This is a genomic window from Clostridium sp. AM46-21 (assembly GCF_003480025.1).
In the GTDB taxonomy this organism is placed as follows: domain Bacteria; phylum Bacillota; class Clostridia; order Lachnospirales; family Lachnospiraceae; genus Coprococcus; species Coprococcus ammoniilyticus.
On sequence record NZ_QUIB01000014.1, the window covers coordinates 81347 to 100642 of the forward strand.

At 41.7% G+C, this 19296-nt stretch carries 19 protein-coding genes; all 19 read left to right on the forward strand.

Annotation, left to right across the window (positions count from 1 at the left end):
- The first annotated feature begins 4 nt into the window (after positions 1-4).
- The 19 genes from nusA (at position 5) to DW959_RS10670 (ending at position 19178) form a co-directional block, all read left to right on the forward strand.
- Complete coding sequence (gene nusA, locus DW959_RS10580) at positions 5-1186, forward strand: transcription termination factor NusA (protein WP_021943980.1); 1182 nt, start codon at positions 5-7, stop codon at positions 1184-1186.
- 69 nt (positions 1187-1255) lie between these two features.
- The gene (locus tag DW959_RS10585) at positions 1256-1525 is read left to right on the forward strand and encodes a YlxR family protein (RefSeq protein ID WP_008401017.1); all 270 of its coding nucleotides are present in this window, start codon (positions 1256-1258) and stop codon (positions 1523-1525) included.
- On the forward strand, positions 1515-1838 hold the full coding sequence (locus DW959_RS10590) for a ribosomal L7Ae/L30e/S12e/Gadd45 family protein (RefSeq protein WP_021943979.1): 324 nt from the start codon (positions 1515-1517) through the stop codon (positions 1836-1838). The genes DW959_RS10585 and DW959_RS10590 overlap by 11 nt, the downstream gene beginning before the upstream one ends.
- A 3-nt stretch (positions 1839-1841) precedes the next feature.
- A complete protein-coding gene (gene infB, locus DW959_RS10595) occupies positions 1842-4769 on the forward strand; it encodes a translation initiation factor IF-2 (protein WP_117807494.1) in 2928 nt (975 codons plus the stop codon).
- Positions 4769-5158, forward strand: a complete 390-nt coding sequence (gene rbfA, locus DW959_RS10600; protein WP_008401014.1) for a 30S ribosome-binding factor RbfA — start codon at positions 4769-4771, stop codon at positions 5156-5158. The genes infB and rbfA overlap by 1 nt, the downstream gene beginning before the upstream one ends.
- On the forward strand, positions 5148-6095 hold the full coding sequence (locus DW959_RS10605) for a bifunctional oligoribonuclease/PAP phosphatase NrnA (RefSeq protein ID WP_165853024.1): 948 nt from the start codon (positions 5148-5150) through the stop codon (positions 6093-6095). The genes rbfA and DW959_RS10605 overlap by 11 nt, the downstream gene beginning before the upstream one ends.
- Positions 6089-7021, forward strand: coding sequence for a tRNA pseudouridine(55) synthase TruB (truB, locus tag DW959_RS10610; RefSeq protein WP_117807496.1), 933 nt, complete (start codon positions 6089-6091; stop codon positions 7019-7021). Before DW959_RS10605 ends, truB begins: the two co-directional genes overlap by 7 nt.
- Before the next feature lie 14 nt (positions 7022-7035).
- Positions 7036-7965, forward strand: a complete 930-nt coding sequence (locus DW959_RS10615; RefSeq protein ID WP_118616093.1) for a bifunctional riboflavin kinase/FAD synthetase — start codon at positions 7036-7038, stop codon at positions 7963-7965.
- A 95-nt stretch (positions 7966-8060) separates the two neighbouring features.
- The gene (gene ylxM, locus DW959_RS10620) at positions 8061-8417 is read left to right on the forward strand and encodes a YlxM family DNA-binding protein (protein ID WP_021943974.1); all 357 of its coding nucleotides are present in this window, start codon (positions 8061-8063) and stop codon (positions 8415-8417) included.
- 32 nt (positions 8418-8449) lie between these two features.
- Positions 8450-9796 (forward strand): signal recognition particle protein, encoded by a 1347-nt coding sequence (gene ffh / locus DW959_RS10625; protein ID WP_118616095.1) that lies wholly within the window; start codon positions 8450-8452, stop codon positions 9794-9796.
- Positions 9797-9837: 41 nt separating this feature from the next.
- The gene (gene rpsP / locus DW959_RS10630) at positions 9838-10083 is read left to right on the forward strand and encodes a 30S ribosomal protein S16 (RefSeq protein WP_021943973.1); all 246 of its coding nucleotides are present in this window, start codon (positions 9838-9840) and stop codon (positions 10081-10083) included.
- A gap of 21 nt (positions 10084-10104) precedes the next feature.
- A complete protein-coding gene (locus DW959_RS10635) occupies positions 10105-10332 on the forward strand; it encodes a KH domain-containing protein (protein ID WP_008401006.1) in 228 nt (75 codons plus the stop codon).
- Between the two features lie 69 nt (positions 10333-10401).
- Positions 10402-10911 (forward strand): ribosome maturation factor RimM, encoded by a 510-nt coding sequence (rimM, locus tag DW959_RS10640; protein WP_044945007.1) that lies wholly within the window; start codon positions 10402-10404, stop codon positions 10909-10911.
- Positions 10912-10916: 5 nt separating this feature from the next.
- Entirely contained in the window at positions 10917-11654 is a 738-nt protein-coding gene (trmD, locus tag DW959_RS10645) for a tRNA (guanosine(37)-N1)-methyltransferase TrmD (protein ID WP_330584330.1), read from the forward strand.
- Positions 11655-11734: 80 nt separating this feature from the next.
- Complete coding sequence (locus DW959_RS10650) at positions 11735-12436, forward strand: response regulator transcription factor (RefSeq protein WP_117822594.1); 702 nt, start codon at positions 11735-11737, stop codon at positions 12434-12436.
- Entirely contained in the window at positions 12408-14018 is a 1611-nt protein-coding gene (locus DW959_RS10655) for a HAMP domain-containing sensor histidine kinase (RefSeq protein ID WP_226801014.1), read from the forward strand. The genes DW959_RS10650 and DW959_RS10655 overlap by 29 nt, the downstream gene beginning before the upstream one ends.
- Before the next feature lie 67 nt (positions 14019-14085).
- Positions 14086-15990 (forward strand): DNA gyrase subunit B, encoded by a 1905-nt coding sequence (locus DW959_RS10660; RefSeq protein ID WP_008401000.1) that lies wholly within the window; start codon positions 14086-14088, stop codon positions 15988-15990.
- Positions 15991-16005: 15 nt separating this feature from the next.
- Positions 16006-18285: a DNA topoisomerase (ATP-hydrolyzing) subunit A gene (locus DW959_RS10665; protein WP_117822596.1), complete on the forward strand. Its 2280-nt coding sequence runs from the start codon at positions 16006-16008 to the stop codon at positions 18283-18285.
- 497 nt (positions 18286-18782) lie between these two features.
- The gene (locus tag DW959_RS10670) at positions 18783-19178 is read left to right on the forward strand and encodes a hypothetical protein (RefSeq protein ID WP_118616097.1); all 396 of its coding nucleotides are present in this window, start codon (positions 18783-18785) and stop codon (positions 19176-19178) included.
- The last annotated feature ends 118 nt before the right edge of the window (positions 19179-19296 follow it).

Genomic DNA, 19296 nt, shown 5'->3' on the forward strand with positions numbered 1-19296 from the left:
AAAAGTGTCAGAAATTATCGAAGCATTAAATCAATTAGAAAAGGAGAAAAACATCAGCAAGGATATTCTGCTGGATGCGATCGAAAGATCCTTAAAGGCGGCCTGCAAGAAGGACTTTGATACCGATGAGAATATCGATGTTGTTATGGATCGTGAGACCGGTGAGTTTCATGTATATGCGAAGAAAGAGGTTGTAGAAGAGGTTGAAAGACCTGCGACACAGATTTCTCTGGAAAAAGCTAAGATGATGAATTCCAAATATGATCTCGGAGATATCATCAACATCGAGATCACAACAAAGGATTTCGGAAGAATCGCAGCACAGAGAGCAAGAAATGTAATCGTTCAGGCAATTAATGAGAGCGAAAGAGATGCGATCTACGATCACTTCTATACAAAAGAGAAGGATATCATCACAGGTATCGTTCAGAGATATGTTGGAAACAACATCAATGTCAGTCTGGATGATAAGACAGAAGCAATATTAAAAGAGTCTGAGATGGTTCCCGGCGAAGTATATAACAGAGGTGACCGTATCAAATTATATGTAACAGAAGTAAAGAAAGGCTCCAGAGGACCTAAGATCACAGTATCCAGAACACATCCTGATCTGGTAAAGCGTTTATTTGAAAAGGAAGTAACCGAGATCGCAGACGGTACAGTAGAGATCAAGAGCTCCTGCCGTGAGGCCGGTTCCCGTTCCAAGATCGCTGTTTATTCTCATGATGAGAATGTAGATCCGGTAGGTGCATGTGTAGGTGTAAATGGAAGCCGTGTTAACAACGTAGTAGAAGATCTGAACGGTGAGAAGATCGATATTATTTGTTGGGATGAGAATCCGGCAATCTTCATCAAGAATGCATTAAGTCCATCAGAGGTTATTGCAGTTGATGTAGATCTGAATGAAAAGAGCGCATTTGTCGTTGTACCGGATTATCAGTTATCACTTGCAATCGGTAAGAAAGGTCAGAATGCAAGACTTGCTGCAAAGCTGACAGGATATAAGATCGACATTAAGAGTGAGTCACAGGCAGAAGAGATGGGATATTTCTCAGAAGAAAATGATGACTACGAAGAGCCGGAGCAGGAAGAAGCATTTGACAATATTGACGATATCGTTGATGGTTCTTATGAAGAATCTCTGGAGCAGCAGGATGCAGAAGAAGTAAAAGAAGACGAAGAATAAAATGAAGTTCTGACCGGGTACCATGCCGATTGGAACGGAGATAAATATATAAGCATAGGAAGTGATGTTATGGCAAAGAAGATACCGCTCAGACAGTGCCTTGGTTGTAATGAGATGATACCGAAAAAAGAACTCATCCGTATCGTGAAGGATAATGAGAATAATTTTGCGATCGACCTGACCGGCAAGATGAATGGACGGGGGGCATATATATGCCGTAAGGCAGAGTGCCTGAAAAAAGCTATGAAGAGTAAATCTCTGGAACGCTCATTCAAGATGCAGATTCCAAAAGAGGTTTATGAGAAACTGGATAAGGAGTTAGAGGCAATTGAACAGTAAGAAGATTTATTCCATGATTTCCTTATGTGCAAAGGCCGGAAGGCTGGTAAGCGGAAACTTTTCAGTAGAAAAGGCCGTAAAAAACGGAAGCGCATGTGCTGTGATCGTGGCATGTGATGCAGCCCATAATACAAAGAAACTATTTGATCAAAAATGTAATTTTTATGAGATTCCATATTTTGAATTTGGAGACAAAGACAGTCTGGGAAAATTCGTTGGAAAAGAATTCCGGACGTCGATCGCGATCTTAGATGAAGGATTTGCGAAACAGATCATAAAATACATGAGTTTGAGTGAAAATATGGAGGTGTAACTTTTGACGAAACTGAGAGTACACGAATTGGCAAAAGAGCTGAATATAAGCAACAATGAAATCAAAGCAATCCTTGGCAAAAATGGTATCGAGATCAAGAGCCATATGTCGGCTGTTGATGAGAATATGATCAATATCGTTAAGAAGGCATGCGGAACCGGTACAAAGAAAGCAGATGCGCCGGCAGCAAAGCCTGTACCGGAAAAGAAGTCGGAGGACGTAAAGGCGGCAAAGACAGCACCGGAAAAGGTTCAGAAAGAGATTTCTGTAAAAGAAGAGCCTAAGAAAACGGCTGTAAGAAATGATCGACCGGCTACAGGGGAAGCGAATAAGCCGAAACAGGGTAAAGATGAGGGACATACGAGATTTGTCAGAGATGACAGAAACAGAAATAATTCCGACAGACAAAATAATGAGAGAGTAAGATTTAACAATAGTGAGCGTATGAATTCTGATAAGACAAGATTTGGCGACAAGCAGGGAAATGACAGACCAAGATATAACAACGACAGAAATAACGGTGACCGTGTAAGATTTACAAATGGTGATAGAAATAATTCTGACAGACCGAGATATAATAATGACAGAAACGGTAATGACAGAAACAATTCCGACAGACCAAGATACAACACTGACAGAAATAACACTGACAGAAATAACAATGACAGACCAAGATACAATAATTCCGGTGACAGAAATAATTCTGACAGACCGAGATTTAACAATGACAGAAATGGTCAGGACAGAGGAAGATTCTCAAACAATGGCCGTGGTGGTCAGGATCGTGGCAGATTTTCCGGCAATGGAGATCGTCAGGGCAGCTTTGACAAGCCGAAGTTCGGTGACAGACCGGATAACAGAAACAACCGGTTCAACAATAACAGAAACAATACTCCGATGGGATTTGGCAAGGATGACGAGGATGATAATAATAACAATCAGAGAAGAAGTCCAAAAGCAAATACCCGTAAGGATTTTGAAGCAAAAGAGATGCCGGGCAAAGATTTAAAGAGCCAGAACAGAGACAATTATAACAGAGATAAGAATAAGCCTCGTAAGGGCAACAGAAGATCTCCGGAAGAGGTTGAGGCAGATATCAGCAGACTGGCAAAAAATGTCAGAAACAAGCATCATCAGCCACAGCAGCCACAGCAGCAGGCAGAGGATAAGGAAACGATCCGTACGATCACACTTCCGGAGGTTGTAACGATCAAAGAACTTGCAGACATTATCAAAGAGCCTGTAAATGCGTTGATCAAGAAGCTCTTCCTTGCAGGTAAGATGTATAACGTGAACTCTGAGTTAGACTTTGAAGCAGCAGCAGAGATCGCGTTGGAATATAATTGTATTGCTGAAGAGGAAGAAAAAGTTGATGTGATCGAGGAGCTCTTAAAAGAGGATGAAGAAGACGAGAAGGATATGGTTTCCAGACCACCTGTTGTCTGCGTTATGGGTCACGTTGACCATGGTAAAACATCCCTTCTTGATGCGATCCGTAAGACAAATGTAACATCAGCCGAGGCCGGTGGTATCACACAGGCGATTGGTGCATCTGTGGTAGAGATCAACGGACAGACGATCACATTCTTAGATACACCTGGACATGAGGCGTTCACAGCTATGCGTATGCGTGGCGCACAGTCTACCGATATTGCTATCCTTGTTGTAGCAGCAGATGATGGTGTTATGCCACAGACGATAGAGGCTATTAACCATGCAAAGGCAGCCGGTATCGAGATCATCGTTGCGATCAATAAGATCGATAAACCAAGTGCAAATATCGAGCGTGTAAAGCAGGAGCTTACAGAATATGAACTGATCCCTGAGGACTGGGGCGGATCAACGATCTTCTGTCCGGTTTCCGCACATACAGGTGAAGGACTGGATAATCTGCTTGAGATGATCCTGTTAACTGCAGAGGTTCTTGAGTTAAAGGCAAATCCAAACAGAAATGCCCGTGGTATCGTAATCGAAGCAGAGCTTGATAAGGGACGTGGTCCTGTTGCAACTATGTTAGTGCAGAAGGGTACACTTCATGTAGGAGATTATCTTGCAGTCGGATCTTCCCATGGTAAGGTTCGTGCAATGCACAATTCAAAGGGTGTCCGTGTAACAGAAGCAACTCCATCCACTCCGGTGCAGATCCTTGGTCTGGATACAGTTCCATCAGCCGGTGAGATCTTTATGGCGGTTGATAATGAGAAGGAGGCAAGACAGATTTCCGAGACATACATTTCGCAGAGCAGAGTGAAGATGCTTGCTGAGACGAAATCCAGAATGTCACTGGATGATCTGTACAGCCAGATCCAGGCAGGTAATGTCAAGGAACTGAACATCATTATCAAAGCTGATGTACAGGGTTCTGTAGAGGCTGTTAAGCAGAGTCTGTTAAAGCTTTCAAATGATGAAGTTGCAGTAAAATGTATCCATTCCGGTGTTGGTGCGATCAACGAGTCAGATATCATTCTGGCATCCGCATCCAATGCGATCGTAATCGGTTTCAATATCCGGCCGGATGCAAGAGCAAAAGAGACAGCAGAGACAGAAGGTGTAGATGTTCGTTTATACAGAGTCATCTACAATGCAATTGAAGATATTGAGTCTGCAATGAAGGGTATGTTAGATCCTATCTTTGAAGAACAGGTAATTGGTCATGCAGAGATCAGACAGACCTACAAGGCTTCCGGTGTCGGTATGATCGCAGGTTCTTATGTATTAGATGGTATCATCAACCGGAATTGCAGCGTAAGAATAACCCGTGAAGGAAATCTGATCTACGAAGGCAAGATGGCTTCCTTAAAGAGATTCAAGGATGATGTGAAGGAAGTTAAGTCGGGATTTGAATGTGGTATTGTTCTTGAGAACTTTAATGACATTCAGGTAGAGGATCAGATTGAAGCATATCAGATGGTAGAGGTTCCAAGAAAATAATGAGAAAAAACAGTGTAAAAAATACAAGAATTAATGCAGAGGTTCAGAGAGAACTCTCACGGATCATCAGCAGAGAGATCAAGGATCCCCGTATTAATCCGATGACATCCGTAGTAGAGGCGGTTGTAACACCGGATCTGAAATATTGCAAGGCATACATCAGTGTCCTTGGAGATCAGGATTCCGTAAACTCCACACTGGAGGGACTGAACAGTGCAATGGGATTTATCAGAAGAGAACTTGCACATTCCATTAATCTCAGAAATACACCTGAGATCACATTTATCATGGATCAGTCGATCGAATACGGTGTAACAATGTCCAAAAAGATAGATGATGTTGTAAAAGACATCGAAGATGATGAGGATGATACAGAAAATGAAGAATGATTTTCTTACCATGATCGAGCAGGCAGACACGATCGCTATAACCGGACATGTACGTCCGGATGGCGACTGTGTAGGCTCAACGGTTGGATTATATAATTATATCATCAGCAATTATGATAAGCAGGTACAGATCTATCTGGAGGAATTCTCCAAGGATTTTCTGTTTTTACATGATGCAGATAAGATCAGTCATACACCTACAGATCAGGTCTATGATCTGTGTATTGCGGTGGATTGTGGTGATAAGGAAAGACAGGGAGATTTTCTACCAATCTTTGAACGTGCGAAGAGCACAATGTGTGTGGATCATCATATCTCCAATCCGGGATTTGGTGAGGTATGCTATGTGGATGCAGAAGCGTGTTCCGCGGCAGAAGCACTTTATAAGTTGATGGAACAGGATAAGATTAATAAGAATGCTGCCGAAGCACTCTATATGGGAATTGTACATGATACAGGCGTATTCAAACACAGCAATACAACAAAGAGTGCGATGAGTATAGCGGGTGATCTGATCGAAAAGGGTGCAAATCCGTCATTTATTATAGATGAAACCTTCTATAAGAAGACATTTGTCGCAAATAAGCTGCTTGGAATCGCTCTGACAAAAGCAGAGCAGCATGCAGATGGCAGGATCATCAGCACAGTGCTTGAGACAGAGGATTTCCGAAAAAGTGGTGCAGGCAAGATCGATACGGATGGTATTGTCGATCAGCTTCGGATCACAGAGGGAACGGAAACGGCGGTATTTATCTATCAGACGGGAGAAGATGAATACAAGATTTCACTTCGGTCGAATAATATCGTTGATGTAAGCAGGATATCCTGCAATCATGGCGGCGGTGGTCATGTTCGTGCTGCAGGTTTCAGCATGAAGGGAGATATCAAAGAGATCCTTGCCGGTGTGATAGAGGAGATTAAGGAACAGTTATGCTAGACGGCTTTTTAAATGTATACAAGGAGCAGGGCTATACATCATTTGATGTAGTAGCCAAGCTTCGTGGTATTTTAAAACAGAAGAAGATCGGTCACACAGGCACACTTGATCCGATGGCGGAAGGTGTGCTTTTGGTGTGTCTTGGACAGGCAACAAAATTAAGCGAAATGCTGATCGATAAGGAGAAGACATACCGTTGTGTCATGTTGCTCGGAAAGACAACAGATACAGAGGATGTAACAGGAAAAGTCCTTACAGAGACAGCAGATATCCCGGACGAAGCATCGGTAATAGAAACTGTAAACAGCTTTATCGGTACTTATGACCAGATACCGCCGATGTATTCGGCTATCAAGGTAAACGGCAAAAAGCTCTATGAATATGCCAGACAGGGAATTGAGATTGAGCGGAGCCCGAGAGAGGTAACGATCTTTGAATTAAAGATAGAAGATATGTCGCTTCCAAGGGTTACATTTACCGTACATTGTTCCAAGGGAACGTATATCAGAAGCTTATGCCGGGATATCGGAGAAAAGCTTGGCTGCGGAGCAGTCATGGAGAAGTTGGTCCGTACTGAAGTGAAAAACTTCAGGGTTGAAGACAGCCTGACACTTGCGGAGATCGAGCAGGCGAGAGATCAGGGAACGATCGCTTCATATGTAATGAAGAAAGAACTATTGCTGCCGGAGTATCCGGAGCTTCATATCGGTACAGATGAATATGCAAGAAAGCTGTTAAGAAATGGAAATAAACTTCAGCTTTCCCAGTTTGCGGAAGCTGTGAGTCCTGAAACGGTTACAGATGTTCCTGGCATCCGTGTCTATGATGAAACGGACAGCTTTGCAGCGATATACCGATATGAAAAGGAAAAGAGCATCTGCCAGCCGGTCAAGATGTTCCCGAAGAATGCAGAGACAGATAGATGATAGGATAGAAGACAATGCAGCATTATTTTAATCAGAAAGATATACAGATCAATACAGAAAAAGGTTCCGTCGTTGCACTTGGCAAGTTTGACGGTTTTCATCAGGGACACAAGCTGCTGCTTGACGAGGTGCTTCGTTTACAGAAGGATGGATATACCGGAGTCGTATTTACCTTTGATATTCGTAAAAATTCGATCTTTGATGTAGATAAGCTTCAAAGCATCATAACCTCGGAAGAAAAATGTATGCTTGCAGAACAGATGGGAATCGATGTACTGGTGGAGTATCCGTTTGATGATGCATTTGCATCGATGGAACCGGAAGCTTTCGTAACGGATATCCTTGTAAAAAGGTTACATGCCGGATATGTAGTCGTAGGAACCGATTACGGATTCGGAAAAAAGAAACGCGGGAATGTAGAGCTTCTGCGGAAGATGGCCGGCGAATACGGCTATCAGGTGATCGTGATAGAAAAGAAAAAGATCCATGATGTCATTGTAAGTTCCACTTATATCAGAATGTTGATCAGTGAGGGAAAAATGGAAGAAGCAGAAACCTTCCTTGGCAGACCTTATTTTCTGTCCGGTCATGTAGTGCATGGCAGAGAGCTTGGCAGGACGATCCAGGTTCCGACGGCAAATCTGCTTCCAAAGCATGGGAAAATCTATCCGGTGACGGGTGTTTATGCATCAAGGATACATCTGGAGGACGGCAGGGTCTGTTATGGGATCACGAATATCGGAGACAATCCGACGGTGAATACAGATCGCAGGGTAACGATCGAGACGCATATCTTTGATTTTGATGAGGATATCTATGAACAGAAGCTGGTCGTGGAATTGTTATCCTTTATTCGCGGAGAGCAGAAATTTTCAGGTGTTTCAGAATTAAAAGCACAGATGCTTGCAGACATGGAAGTGGCAAAACAGAGGATATTCAGATAAAAATTAATTTGTCAAGATATTTTACTTGACAACGATGCAGGCATGGTATAGAATAACCCATGGTAAAGGGAAAATACTTTACAGGCGGTGATCGTATGGAGAAAATAGTCAGACAGTCTTTATTATATGATTTTTATGGAGAGCTTTTGACGGAGCATCAGAAAGCAATTTATGAAGATGTGGTCAATAATGATATGTCCTATTCCGAGATTGCCAGAATGAATCAGATCAGCAGACAGGGTGTCTATGACATGATCAAGCGCTGCGATAAGATTTTGGAAGAATATGAAGATAAGTTACAGCTTGTTGACAAATTCATGAAAGCGAGAAAGCAGGTCGAGAAGATGAAAGACTGCATTTCGGAACTGATGGAGGAGAATCGGGATGACAGGCTGAATTCGAAGATAGAAGCAATCGACCGGTTATCGGATCGGATACTGGACGAGTTTTAGTAGATGAGTGTTAGGAACGAAGGGAGATATTCATGGCTTTTGACAGTTTATCTGACAAGCTTCAAAATGTTTTCAAGAAACTGAGAAGCAAGGGGGTTCTTACAGAAGATGATGTAAAAGAGGCAATGAAAGAAGTAAAGCGTGCTTTACTGGAAGCCGATGTAAACTTCAAGGTTGTTAAATCATTTATCAAAGCTGTAAGTGACAGAGCTGTTGGTGAAGAAGTCCTTAAGGGTTTGAATCCCGGACACATGGTCATTAAGATTGTAAAAGAAGAGATGGATAAGCTGATGGGTTCTGATGTAACAGAACTGAAATTACTTCCGTCAAATGAGATTACAGTCATTATGATGTGCGGTCTTCAGGGTGCCGGTAAGACAACAACGGCTGCAAAGCTTGCATATCAGTTTAAGAATAAAGGCAAGAAACCATTGTTAGTTGCCTGTGATGTATACAGACCGGCTGCGATCAAGCAGCTGCAGATCAATGGTGAAAAGGTTGGCGTGCCTGTCTTTACGATGGGAGAGAATCATAAGCCGCTTGATATTGCCAAGGCTGCGATCCTGCATGCAGAAAAGAATCATATGAATCTGGTATTTATCGATACGGCCGGACGACTTCATGTAGATGAAGATATGATGGATGAGCTTGCGGAGCTCAAGGAAAATATCAATGTTACATATACAGTTCTTACCGTTGATGCGATGACAGGACAGGATGCTGTCAATGTTGCAACAACATTTAACGATAAGATTGGTATAGATGGTGTGATCTTAACGAAATTAGATGGTGACACCAGAGGCGGTGCGGCACTTTCCATTAAGGCTGTTACCGGAAAGCCAATCCTGTATGCAGGAATGGGCGAGAAGCTGACAGATCTGGAACCATTTTATCCGAGCCGTATGGCGAGCCGGATCCTTGGAATGGGTGATGTGGAATCGCTGATCGAGAAAGCACAGAATGCGATCGATGATGAGAAAGCGAAAGAGATGGAACAGAAGTTCCGGAAAGCATCCTTTGATTTCAATGATTTTATGGAACAGATGGATCAGCTTGAGAAGATGGGTGGAATCGGAGACCTGCTCTCCATGATGCCTGGAATGTCCAGTCAGATGAAGAATGTACAGATCGATGAAGATGCAGGCAAGAAGCCGAAGGCGATCATTCAGTCCATGACACCGAATGAGAGATGTCTGAAGGATCCGATCTCACCATCCAGAAAGAAACGTATTGCAGACGGCGCGGGCGTTCAGATCGCGGAAGTCAACCGTTTCTTAAAGCAGTTTGAACAATCCAAGAAAATGATGAAGCAGATGTCCGGTATGATGGGTGGCAAGAAACGCCACGGTGGATTCAAGCTTCCGTTTGGATTTAAATAAATTTTTATATTTTATATTTTATTTCAGGAGGAACAAACAAAATGGCAGTAAAAATCAGATTAAGAAGAATGGGTTATAAGAAGCATCCTTTTTACAGAGTAATCGTTGCAGATTCAAGATCCCCAAGAGATGGTAGATTCATCGAGGAGATCGGAACATATGATCCTAACCAGGAGCCAAGCGTAGTAAAGATCGATGAAGAAGCAGCTAAGAAGTGGCTTCAGACAGGTGCTCAGCCAACTGAGACTGTTGCTAAGTTATTCAAGCAGGCAGGTATTGAAAAATAATATCACCAGGGAGGTGTTTAAATGAAAGATTTAGTTGAAATCATTGCAAAATCCCTAGTAGATCATCCAGAGCAAATATCTGTTACTGAGACAGAGAAAGACGATATAATTAAAGTTGAACTGACTGTTGCACCAGAGGATATGGGCAAGGTTATCGGAAAACAAGGCAGAATTGCCAAATCCATCCGTACAGTTGTAAAAGCAGCTGCTTCAAAGGGTGACAAAAAGGTAATTGTAGATATTAAGTAGTACAAAGATCTTTTGGGGGAGTTATCATAACTCCCCCATTTTTCGTTATAGTGGAGGAAAGATATAATTTTGGAAGACAGACTGAGAGTGGGTGTGATCACAGCACCGCATGGTATCAAGGGAGAGGTAAAAGTATATCCGACAACGGATGACCTGAATCGATTTAAAAGCCTGAAAAAATGTTTTCTGGTATCAGGCAGCAAAGAGATTGAAACTGAATGTACATCCTGTAAATTTTTAAAAAACATGGTAGTTTTGAAGTTTGCAGGGTATGATAGTATAAATGATGTAGAAGCTTTAAGACAGTATGATATTCTTGTAAACAGAGAGGATGCCGTAGCCTTAGAGGATGGTGAGTTCTTTATCTGTGATGTGATCGGATCAAAGGTATACGATCAGAATGACACAGAGATCGGTGTGATCGATGATGTACTGGAGACACCGGCGAATCATATCTTTGTTATAAAGAAAAAAGGGCAGGACGATATCTATGTTCCGGTTGTAAAGGAATGGGTAACAGATATTGATACGGTAAATAAAACGGTAAAGGTACATCTTCTGAAAATCGCAGAAGATTAGAACGAATGGAGAGAATGATGAATTTTTATGTTCTTACATTATTCCCCGATATGATCATGGACGGGCTTAGAACCAGTATTACCGGCCGGGCGATGGAAGCAGGGCTGATCCATATTGAAGCAGTGAATATCAGGGATTTTACAAAGGATAAGCATAAGCATGTAGACGATTATCCGTATGGCGGTGGAGCCGGAATGGTGATGCAGGCAGAGCCGGTTTATAATGCCTATCAGTATTTGTGTGAAAAGACAGGAAAGAAATTAAAGGTTGTATATATGACACCGCAGGGACGGACATTTACACAGAAGGTGGCAGAAGAATTTGCCGTTGAAGATGATCTGGTGCTTTTATGCGGACATTATGAGGGTATCGATGAACGTGTGCTGGAGCTGATCGTAACGGATTATGTATCGATCGGTGATTTTGTCTTAACCGGCGGTGAGCTTCCGGCAATGGCGATTATTGATACTGTATCCAGACTGGTTCCTGGGGTATTGAACAATGATGACAGTGCGGAGATCGAATCCTTTCATGACGATCTGTTAGAATATCCACAATATACTAGACCGGTAGAATTCATGGGGAAGAAGGTTCCGGATGTGCTGCTTTCCGGTCATCATAAGAATATAGAGGCATGGAGACTGGAACAGTCGATCAGCCGGACAAAAGAACGGCGGCCGGATCTGTATGCGAAATATGAAGCAAATCACCCGGTTGTGGAGAAGAAAAAGAGAAAAAGGTAAATTTCCCGATTGAAATTCACATTTATGACATAGATGTTTGTTAGAATACAGCAAGAAATGGAAATAACAGGAGGTCGCATATGGATAGTATAAAGGTATTGGTAGTTGACGATGAGAGCAGAATGCGTAAGCTGGTCAAGGATTTCCTGAGTAAGAAAGGATATATTGTTCTGGAAGCAGGAGACGGGGAAGAAGCGGTTGATATCTTTATGAATAATAAAGACATCGGACTGATCATTTTAGATGTTATGATGCCGAAGATGGATGGCTGGGAGACCTGTAAGGAGATACGGAAGTTCTCACAGGTTCCGATCATCATGCTGACTGCAAAGTCAGATGAAAGAGATGAGCTTCTGGGATTTGAACTTGGTATTGATGAATATATCACGAAGCCGTTCAGTCCGAAGATCCTGGTTGCCAGAGTAGAAGCAATCTTAAGAAGAACCAGTGATGTACCGGCTGACAGTGTGATCTCGGCAGGCGGTATCACGATGGATCTTGCAGCCCATATCGTAACGATCGATGGAGAACCAATCGAACTCAGTTATAAAGAATTTGAGCTGTTGAATTATTTTATGGTGAATAAAGGAGTTGCATTATCCAGAGAGAAGATACTGAATAATGTATGGAATTATGATTATTTTGGAGATGCCAGAACGATCGATACCCATGTAAAGAAGCTCAGAAGCAAGCTGCAGGATAAAGGTGACTATATCAAGACGATCTGGGGCATGGGATATAAGTTCGAGGTGGATGATGAGAAAAAGGTCGATAAGGAGTAAGATAACACTTTGTCTGATGGCGATCATTACTGTAATGATCCTGCTGTCAGGCATTTTGTCCGTTATCTTCATAAAAAAATATTACTACAATGAACTGAAAAATAATCTGATCCAGACCTATCAGGAATGCGATGCTTTTTTCAAAGATTCATCAAATAAGAACAGAGATGGCAGCTATGACCTTGACAGCATGGAGAGCCTGCTCGAGAATAAATCCGATGCGATGATCTATATTGTGGATGATGTTCATATGAAGATCTATACAACGGTAAATGAGGATACGGCTGTATTTAACAATCTGAAAAGTATCGGTGAGTTCTTGATGTTCTCAGACAGTATAGATGCGAATAATTCCCAGATCGAACGGGAAGAGGTCGAGAAGCATAAGGATTATAAGATACAGATCACAAAGGATAAGGATACAGCTCAGAGTTATTTTGATCTGCTCGGATTTCTGGATAATGGATTTGTTATTATCGTGCGTACCACAATTGCCAGAGTGGATTCCACGATCCAGACAACGATCAAATATTTTATGGCTGTACTGATTACAACAGCAATCATCAGTTGTATTCTGATGTATTTTGTCAGTGAGATATTTGCCGGACCGATCAAACGGCTTACCAGGGTTGCAAAACAAATGGCAACTCTTGATTTTGATGCAAGGATCGAGCATCCGTCCAATGATGAGATCGGTGAGCTGTCCTGTTATATGAATGATCTGTCGTATAAGCTGAATGAGACGCTGACGGAGCTTAAGGAGACAAACCAGAAGCTTCAGGTGGAGATTGATGAGAAGATCAAGATTGACGAGATGCGTAAGGAATTCCTGTCACATGTATCACATGAATTAAAGACACCGATCGCACTGGTACAGGGTTATGCAGAAGGCTTGCGGGATAATATCAATGATGATGAAGAAAGCAAGAATTTTTACTGTGATGTCATTGTTGATGAAGCAAACAAGATGAATAAGCTGGTAAAGCAGTTACTTGATCTGAATGAGATAGAATTCGGGCAGAACCGAGTGAATAAGGAAATGTTCAATATCGTTGATCTGATCCATAATTCCATCGATTCGTCTGCAATCCTTGCAGAGCAGAGTCAGGTTACGATCGTTTATGATGATGTAGATCCGATCAATGTCTATGCGGACGAATTCATGATTGAAGAAGTCTTCCGTAATTATCTGACAAATGCGATCCATTACTGCTATAAAGAGAAAGAAGTCCGTGTCTGGACAGAAAAATATATGTATGAAAAACCGGGAGCCACATATGAAGAAGGATCGATCCTTGGAAATCTCCGTGTCTATGTATATGATCAGGGACCAAATGTACCGGAGGGCGAACTGGAGAAGCTGTTCATCAAGTTCTACAAGGTAGATAAGGCAAGAACCAGAGAATATGGCGGAAGCGGCATCGGTCTGTCCATTGTTGCGGCTACCATGCAGGCACATAAGAAGTGTTATGGTGTGTATAATGTAAAAGATGGAGTTGTGTTCTATTTTGATCTGGATATCATCGGGGAGACAGACGATATCGAAGAAAAAATCGGTATTGAAAAGAAAGAAACAGAATAATTTCTTTGCAAAAAAATGGAATACAGAATATACTAATCAATGATTATGTGGATAGAGAGGAAATGTTATGTCGTATAGTGCAAAAAATATAGAGGTGCTGAAGGGACTGGAGCCTGTAAGACTCAGACCGGGTATGTACATCGGTAATACCGGAAGAAGCGGTCTGAACCATCTGATTCAGGAGCTGATCGATAACTCCGTGGACGAGCACCTTGCAGGTTATTGTAAAAATATATATGTCAGTATCAATGAAGACGGTTCAGCGACCGTGTCAGATGATGGACGGGGTGTTCCTGTTGATATACATGAGACAGAGGGAATACCTGCGGAACGTGTCGTATATACCGTACTGCATGCCGGTGGTAAGTTCAACAGCTCCACATATAAGATCAGTGGTGGCCTTCATGGTGTAGGTTCTGCTGTTGTAAATGCGTTATCAAAGAAACTATTGGTTGAGGTCGCAAGAGACGGATATCTCTACACGGACAGCTATGAGTATGGCGTTCCGGTAACGGAGCTGACTCCGGAAGGAAATCTGCCGCGTACCCGGTTAAAAGAGAAACGAACCGGAACAAAGGTAACCCTATATCCGGATGATACGATCTTTGAAACAGTAAAATTCAAAGCCGATGCGATCATGCAGAGAATCAAGGAAACGGCATATCTGAATCCGGAGCTTACGATCACATTTCATAATAAGAGAGACGGCAAGGAACCGGTCGTATTCCATCAGCCGGGCGGTCTGTCCGCATTTGTAGAGGATATATCGGAAGGACTTACACATACTTCACCGATCATTGCGATCAGTGGAGAGAAAGAGAATATAACTGCTGATATCGTATTCGTTATGACAGAGGATGGGGAAGAAAACATCATCGGTTTTACAAATAATATCACAAATCCGGAAGGCGGAACACATGTAACAGGTTTCAAGTCAGGATTTGCAAAGCTGATCAACTCGTATGCAAGAAATGAGCTTGGGTTATTAAAGGAAAAGGATGCGAACTTAAGTGGTGCGGATATTCGTTCCGGTATGCAGGCGATCATATCTGTAAAGCATCCGGATCCGCAGTTTGAAGGGCAGACGAAGACGAAGCTGTCGAATACAGACGTTACAAAGGCAGTCGATGATATTGTAAAAGAACAGCTTACTGTTTATTTTGACCGTAACTACGATGTCTTAAAGGATATCTGTGATCGTGCAGTCAGCCTGTCTAAGAAGAAGGCTCTGGAAAAATCCAAGATCAATCTGAATAAATTCTCCTTTGAAGGAAATGGAAAGCTTGCCAAGCAGGAATCCAATGATTCGTCCAAATGCGAGATTTTCATAGTCGAGGGTGATTCTGCCGGCGGCTCTGCTAAAACAGCCAGAAACCGTAAATATCAGGCGATCCTGCCACTTCGTGGTAAGATCTTAAACGTAGAGAAGAAAACAGTAGCCAAGGTTCTTGAGAATGCCGAGATCAAAGCACTTATTAATGCATTTGGATGCGGCTTTATGCAGGGCTATGGCAACGATTTTGATATTAATAAATTAAACTATGACAAGATCATCATTATGACCGATGCCGATGTCGATGGTGCGCATATTGCTACATTGCTTCTGACATTTTTCTATCGGTTTTATCCGGATCTGATCAATGAGGGGCACATCTATATCGCGATCCCGCCGCTTTACAGAGTGGGCGAGGGCAAGCATATGCAGTATCTGTATTCAGATGAAGAACTGAACCGTTATCGAAAGAAGCATACCGGTAAATTCACGATCCAGCGTTACAAAGGTCTTGGAGAAATGGATGCAGACCAGCTCTATGAGACAACGATGAACCCGGAGAGTCGTGTGTTAAAGCAGGTATCGATCAACAGTATCGTGGAAGCAAATAAGCTGACACAGACGTTGATGGGAACAGAAGTAGCACCGAGACGAGAATATATTGAGACACACAGTACAGATGCAGTGCTTGATATCTAAGGAAAGAGGAAATCTATGTCTGAAAAAATCTTAAATGTTGATTATGAAAGTGAAATGGGACAATCCTATGTAGATTATTCCATGAGCGTTATAACAGAACGTGCGCTCCCTGATGTTAGGGACGGTTTAAAGCCGGTACAGCGTCGTATCCTGTATTCATTAAATGGTCTGGCAGGTTCAGATAAGCCACATCGTAAATGTGCGAGAATCGTCGGTGATACGATGGGTAAATATCACCCACATGGAGACAGTTCAATCTATGAAGGTCTTGTAAATATGGCGCAGAACTGGAAGCTTCCGATCCCGCTTGTAGATCCGCATGGTAACTTTGGTTCGGTAGATGGATCCGGTGCAGCGGCAATGCGATATACCGAGGCAAGAATATCCAAATATACAGAGGATGTCTGCATGAAGGATCTGTCTTTCTTTAAGGATCAGTTTATTCCAAACTTCGACGGAACAGAGACAGAGCCTACATTTCTTCCGTTTCAGGTTCCGAATATCCTAGTCAGTGGTTCGACAGGAATCGCAGTTGGTATGGCAACCAATATTCCGACACACAATCTTGGAGAAGTGATCGATGCAACCGTGATGTATCTGAATGATCCGGAAGTACCGCTTGAGGATCTGTTGGAGGTCATGAAAGGACCGGATTTCGCAACCGGCGGTATCATCAATGCATCCAATGAAGATCTGATGCAGGTCTATGAAACAGGACTTGGCAGGATCAAGGTCAGAGGTAAGGTGGAGATCCGTGATATCGGTCATGGAAGAAAAAGTATCTGTGTAACCGAGATCCCATTTACGATGATCGGTGGAACAGCGAAGTTCTTGGATACGGTTGCAGAGCTGACCAGAAACCGTGAATTACCGGCCGTTGTAGATATCGCTGACCGCGGAGATAAGAACGGAGAATGTCTGTGTATCGATGTAAAGAAGGGTACAACAGATGAAGAAATCCGGAATATCATCAATATTTTATATAAAAAGGCAGGACTTGAGGATACCTTTGGTGTAAATATCAACTGTATTTATGACGGTAAGCCGGAGGTCATGGGACTGAAGCGGATCCTGTCGATCTATACGGATTTCAAATACGGACTATACAATACCAAATACACGAAGTTGTTAGAAAATCAGATGGAAGTACGGGAAATCAAGACCGGTCTTCTTACAGCGGTTGACTGTATCGACCTGATCATAGAGATCCTGCGTGGAAGTAAGAAGGTAGCGGACGCAAAGGCATGTCTGATGCATGGAGATACCTCCAATATTACATTCCGATTCAAAGGTTCAGAGGCAGATGCAAAGTTCTTATGCTTTACCGAGAAGCAGGCAGATGCGATCCTTGCCATGCGTTTACAGAAGCTCATCGGCCTGGAAGTAAATGCCCTTAAGAAAGAACTGGAAGATGCAGAGACGCTGATCAAGAAGTATTCAAAGCTGCTTGAAAGCAAGAGCAATATGAAGAAGCAGATGATCGCTGATATGTTAGAGATCAAGGAGAAATATGCACTTCCAAGAAAGACTGTGATCGCAGACTGTGGCGAAGTTGTCGTTAAGAAAGCACAGGCAGTCGAGACAGAGGTTGCTGTACTTCTCGATCGTTTCTATTATATCAAGGTCGTTGATGCCAATCTTTATGATAAAAACAAAGCGCAGATCGACAAAGACTACCGTTTCTCATTCAAATGTAAGAACACAGAACGTGTCGGTGTATTTGCAGATAATAACCAGATGTATATGATCAAGGTTGCTGATATCATCAAGCTTCAGGCAAAGAAGAATACCGGTAAAAAGGGAAATGGTTCCGGTCTGATCGGCAGATTGTCGGATAAGGGTATTCAGATCTTTGAATTCTGCAATATGAATGGAAATGAAAACATATTATATATGTGCTGCATCGAGCAGATCATAGATAAGAACCTGTTATTTGTGACCAAGCATGGTCAGGCAAAGCTGGTTCCGGGAAATAACTACGATGTACTTCGTAAGATGATCGCAGCATCCAAGCAGGAAGAAGATATCATCTTTATCCATGATGCCGAGATGGAAGATTTCATCGTTGTAAAGAGTATACTTGGCTACTATGCAAGAATCCAGATCAGCGAGATCCCGGTCAAAGGAAAAGGTGCAGGCTGCATCCGCTTGGTGAACATCACCGACGATGATGAGATCGAAAAAGTAGCAGTCGGCAGCACAAAGGACAGCTTCTTTGTAGACAATACAGAGATCCTGTTTACACGAATCAAAGCATGTAAACGTGGCAGTAAAGGAACAAAGCTGCGGTTGTAGGGAAGAAAGTAAAAGTAGCATATTACCATATTTGCGCTGAAATAGAATTAGGGCAAATTAAATATGAATGTACGGATAAGGCATATCAGATACGGAGGTATCTGGTGTGCCTTGTTGTGTCTGGTGAAATTTTGTTTGAAACAGAGATTGTTGTATTTTCATCAAGATGTGTAGCACAGAAATATAAGGGAAAAAGTGAAGTAGAATCAAGCTGTCTCAGTTTATTATTAAGCAATGATGAAAAAAAGTACTTGGTATTTTCTTAGATGAAATATACAATAGCTTAAAAGAAGCAGAATAAAAATATAAGTTTGTACTGTACCTAATAATTAAAAAAGGTTATAATTTAAATAAAACTTGTTTATTACTTGAGTCAGCAATAAAACAAACGGTAATACCAAAGTGCTAAAAAGGAGTCGAAAATAAGAAAAAGTTTTAAAACTAATTGAAATAGATTCAAATACTACACGTTGTAAAATAAATAAGGAGAGATGAATGTGGCAAAAATAGATTTAGCATATAGCTTAGAAATAGATGAAGTAATTGATGCAATGGAAGCAAATGAGATGTGGATTGAAGGTAGATTATTTGATAAAAAAGCGTTTGTATGTCCTGATCCTGCATGTGATGCAAAGATAACATGTAAAAATATGGATACTTATGCAGATAAAAGAAAAATGAATCCACATTTTATAATGGCTAGTAGGACAAATATGCATAGTCCTAAATGTCAAATAAATAAAGAAAATAAATTGAATGTTTATACAAAAGAAAATCATACAGTTAATGGACAGAATCCGGTTATAGGGAAGAAAGTCTGTTTTCATTTAGTGCGTCCAAAGAATCATGGAATAGTAAATAAAGTAAATGTAAATAACCATGATAGTAAATAAAGTAAATGTAAATAACCATGATAAAAAAGAAAATGAATATGATAAAAAAAGAAGCAATTATAATAATAAGTAATAAAAGAACGAAAATCTAATTATTATTGGTTGAATTCTTTGGTTT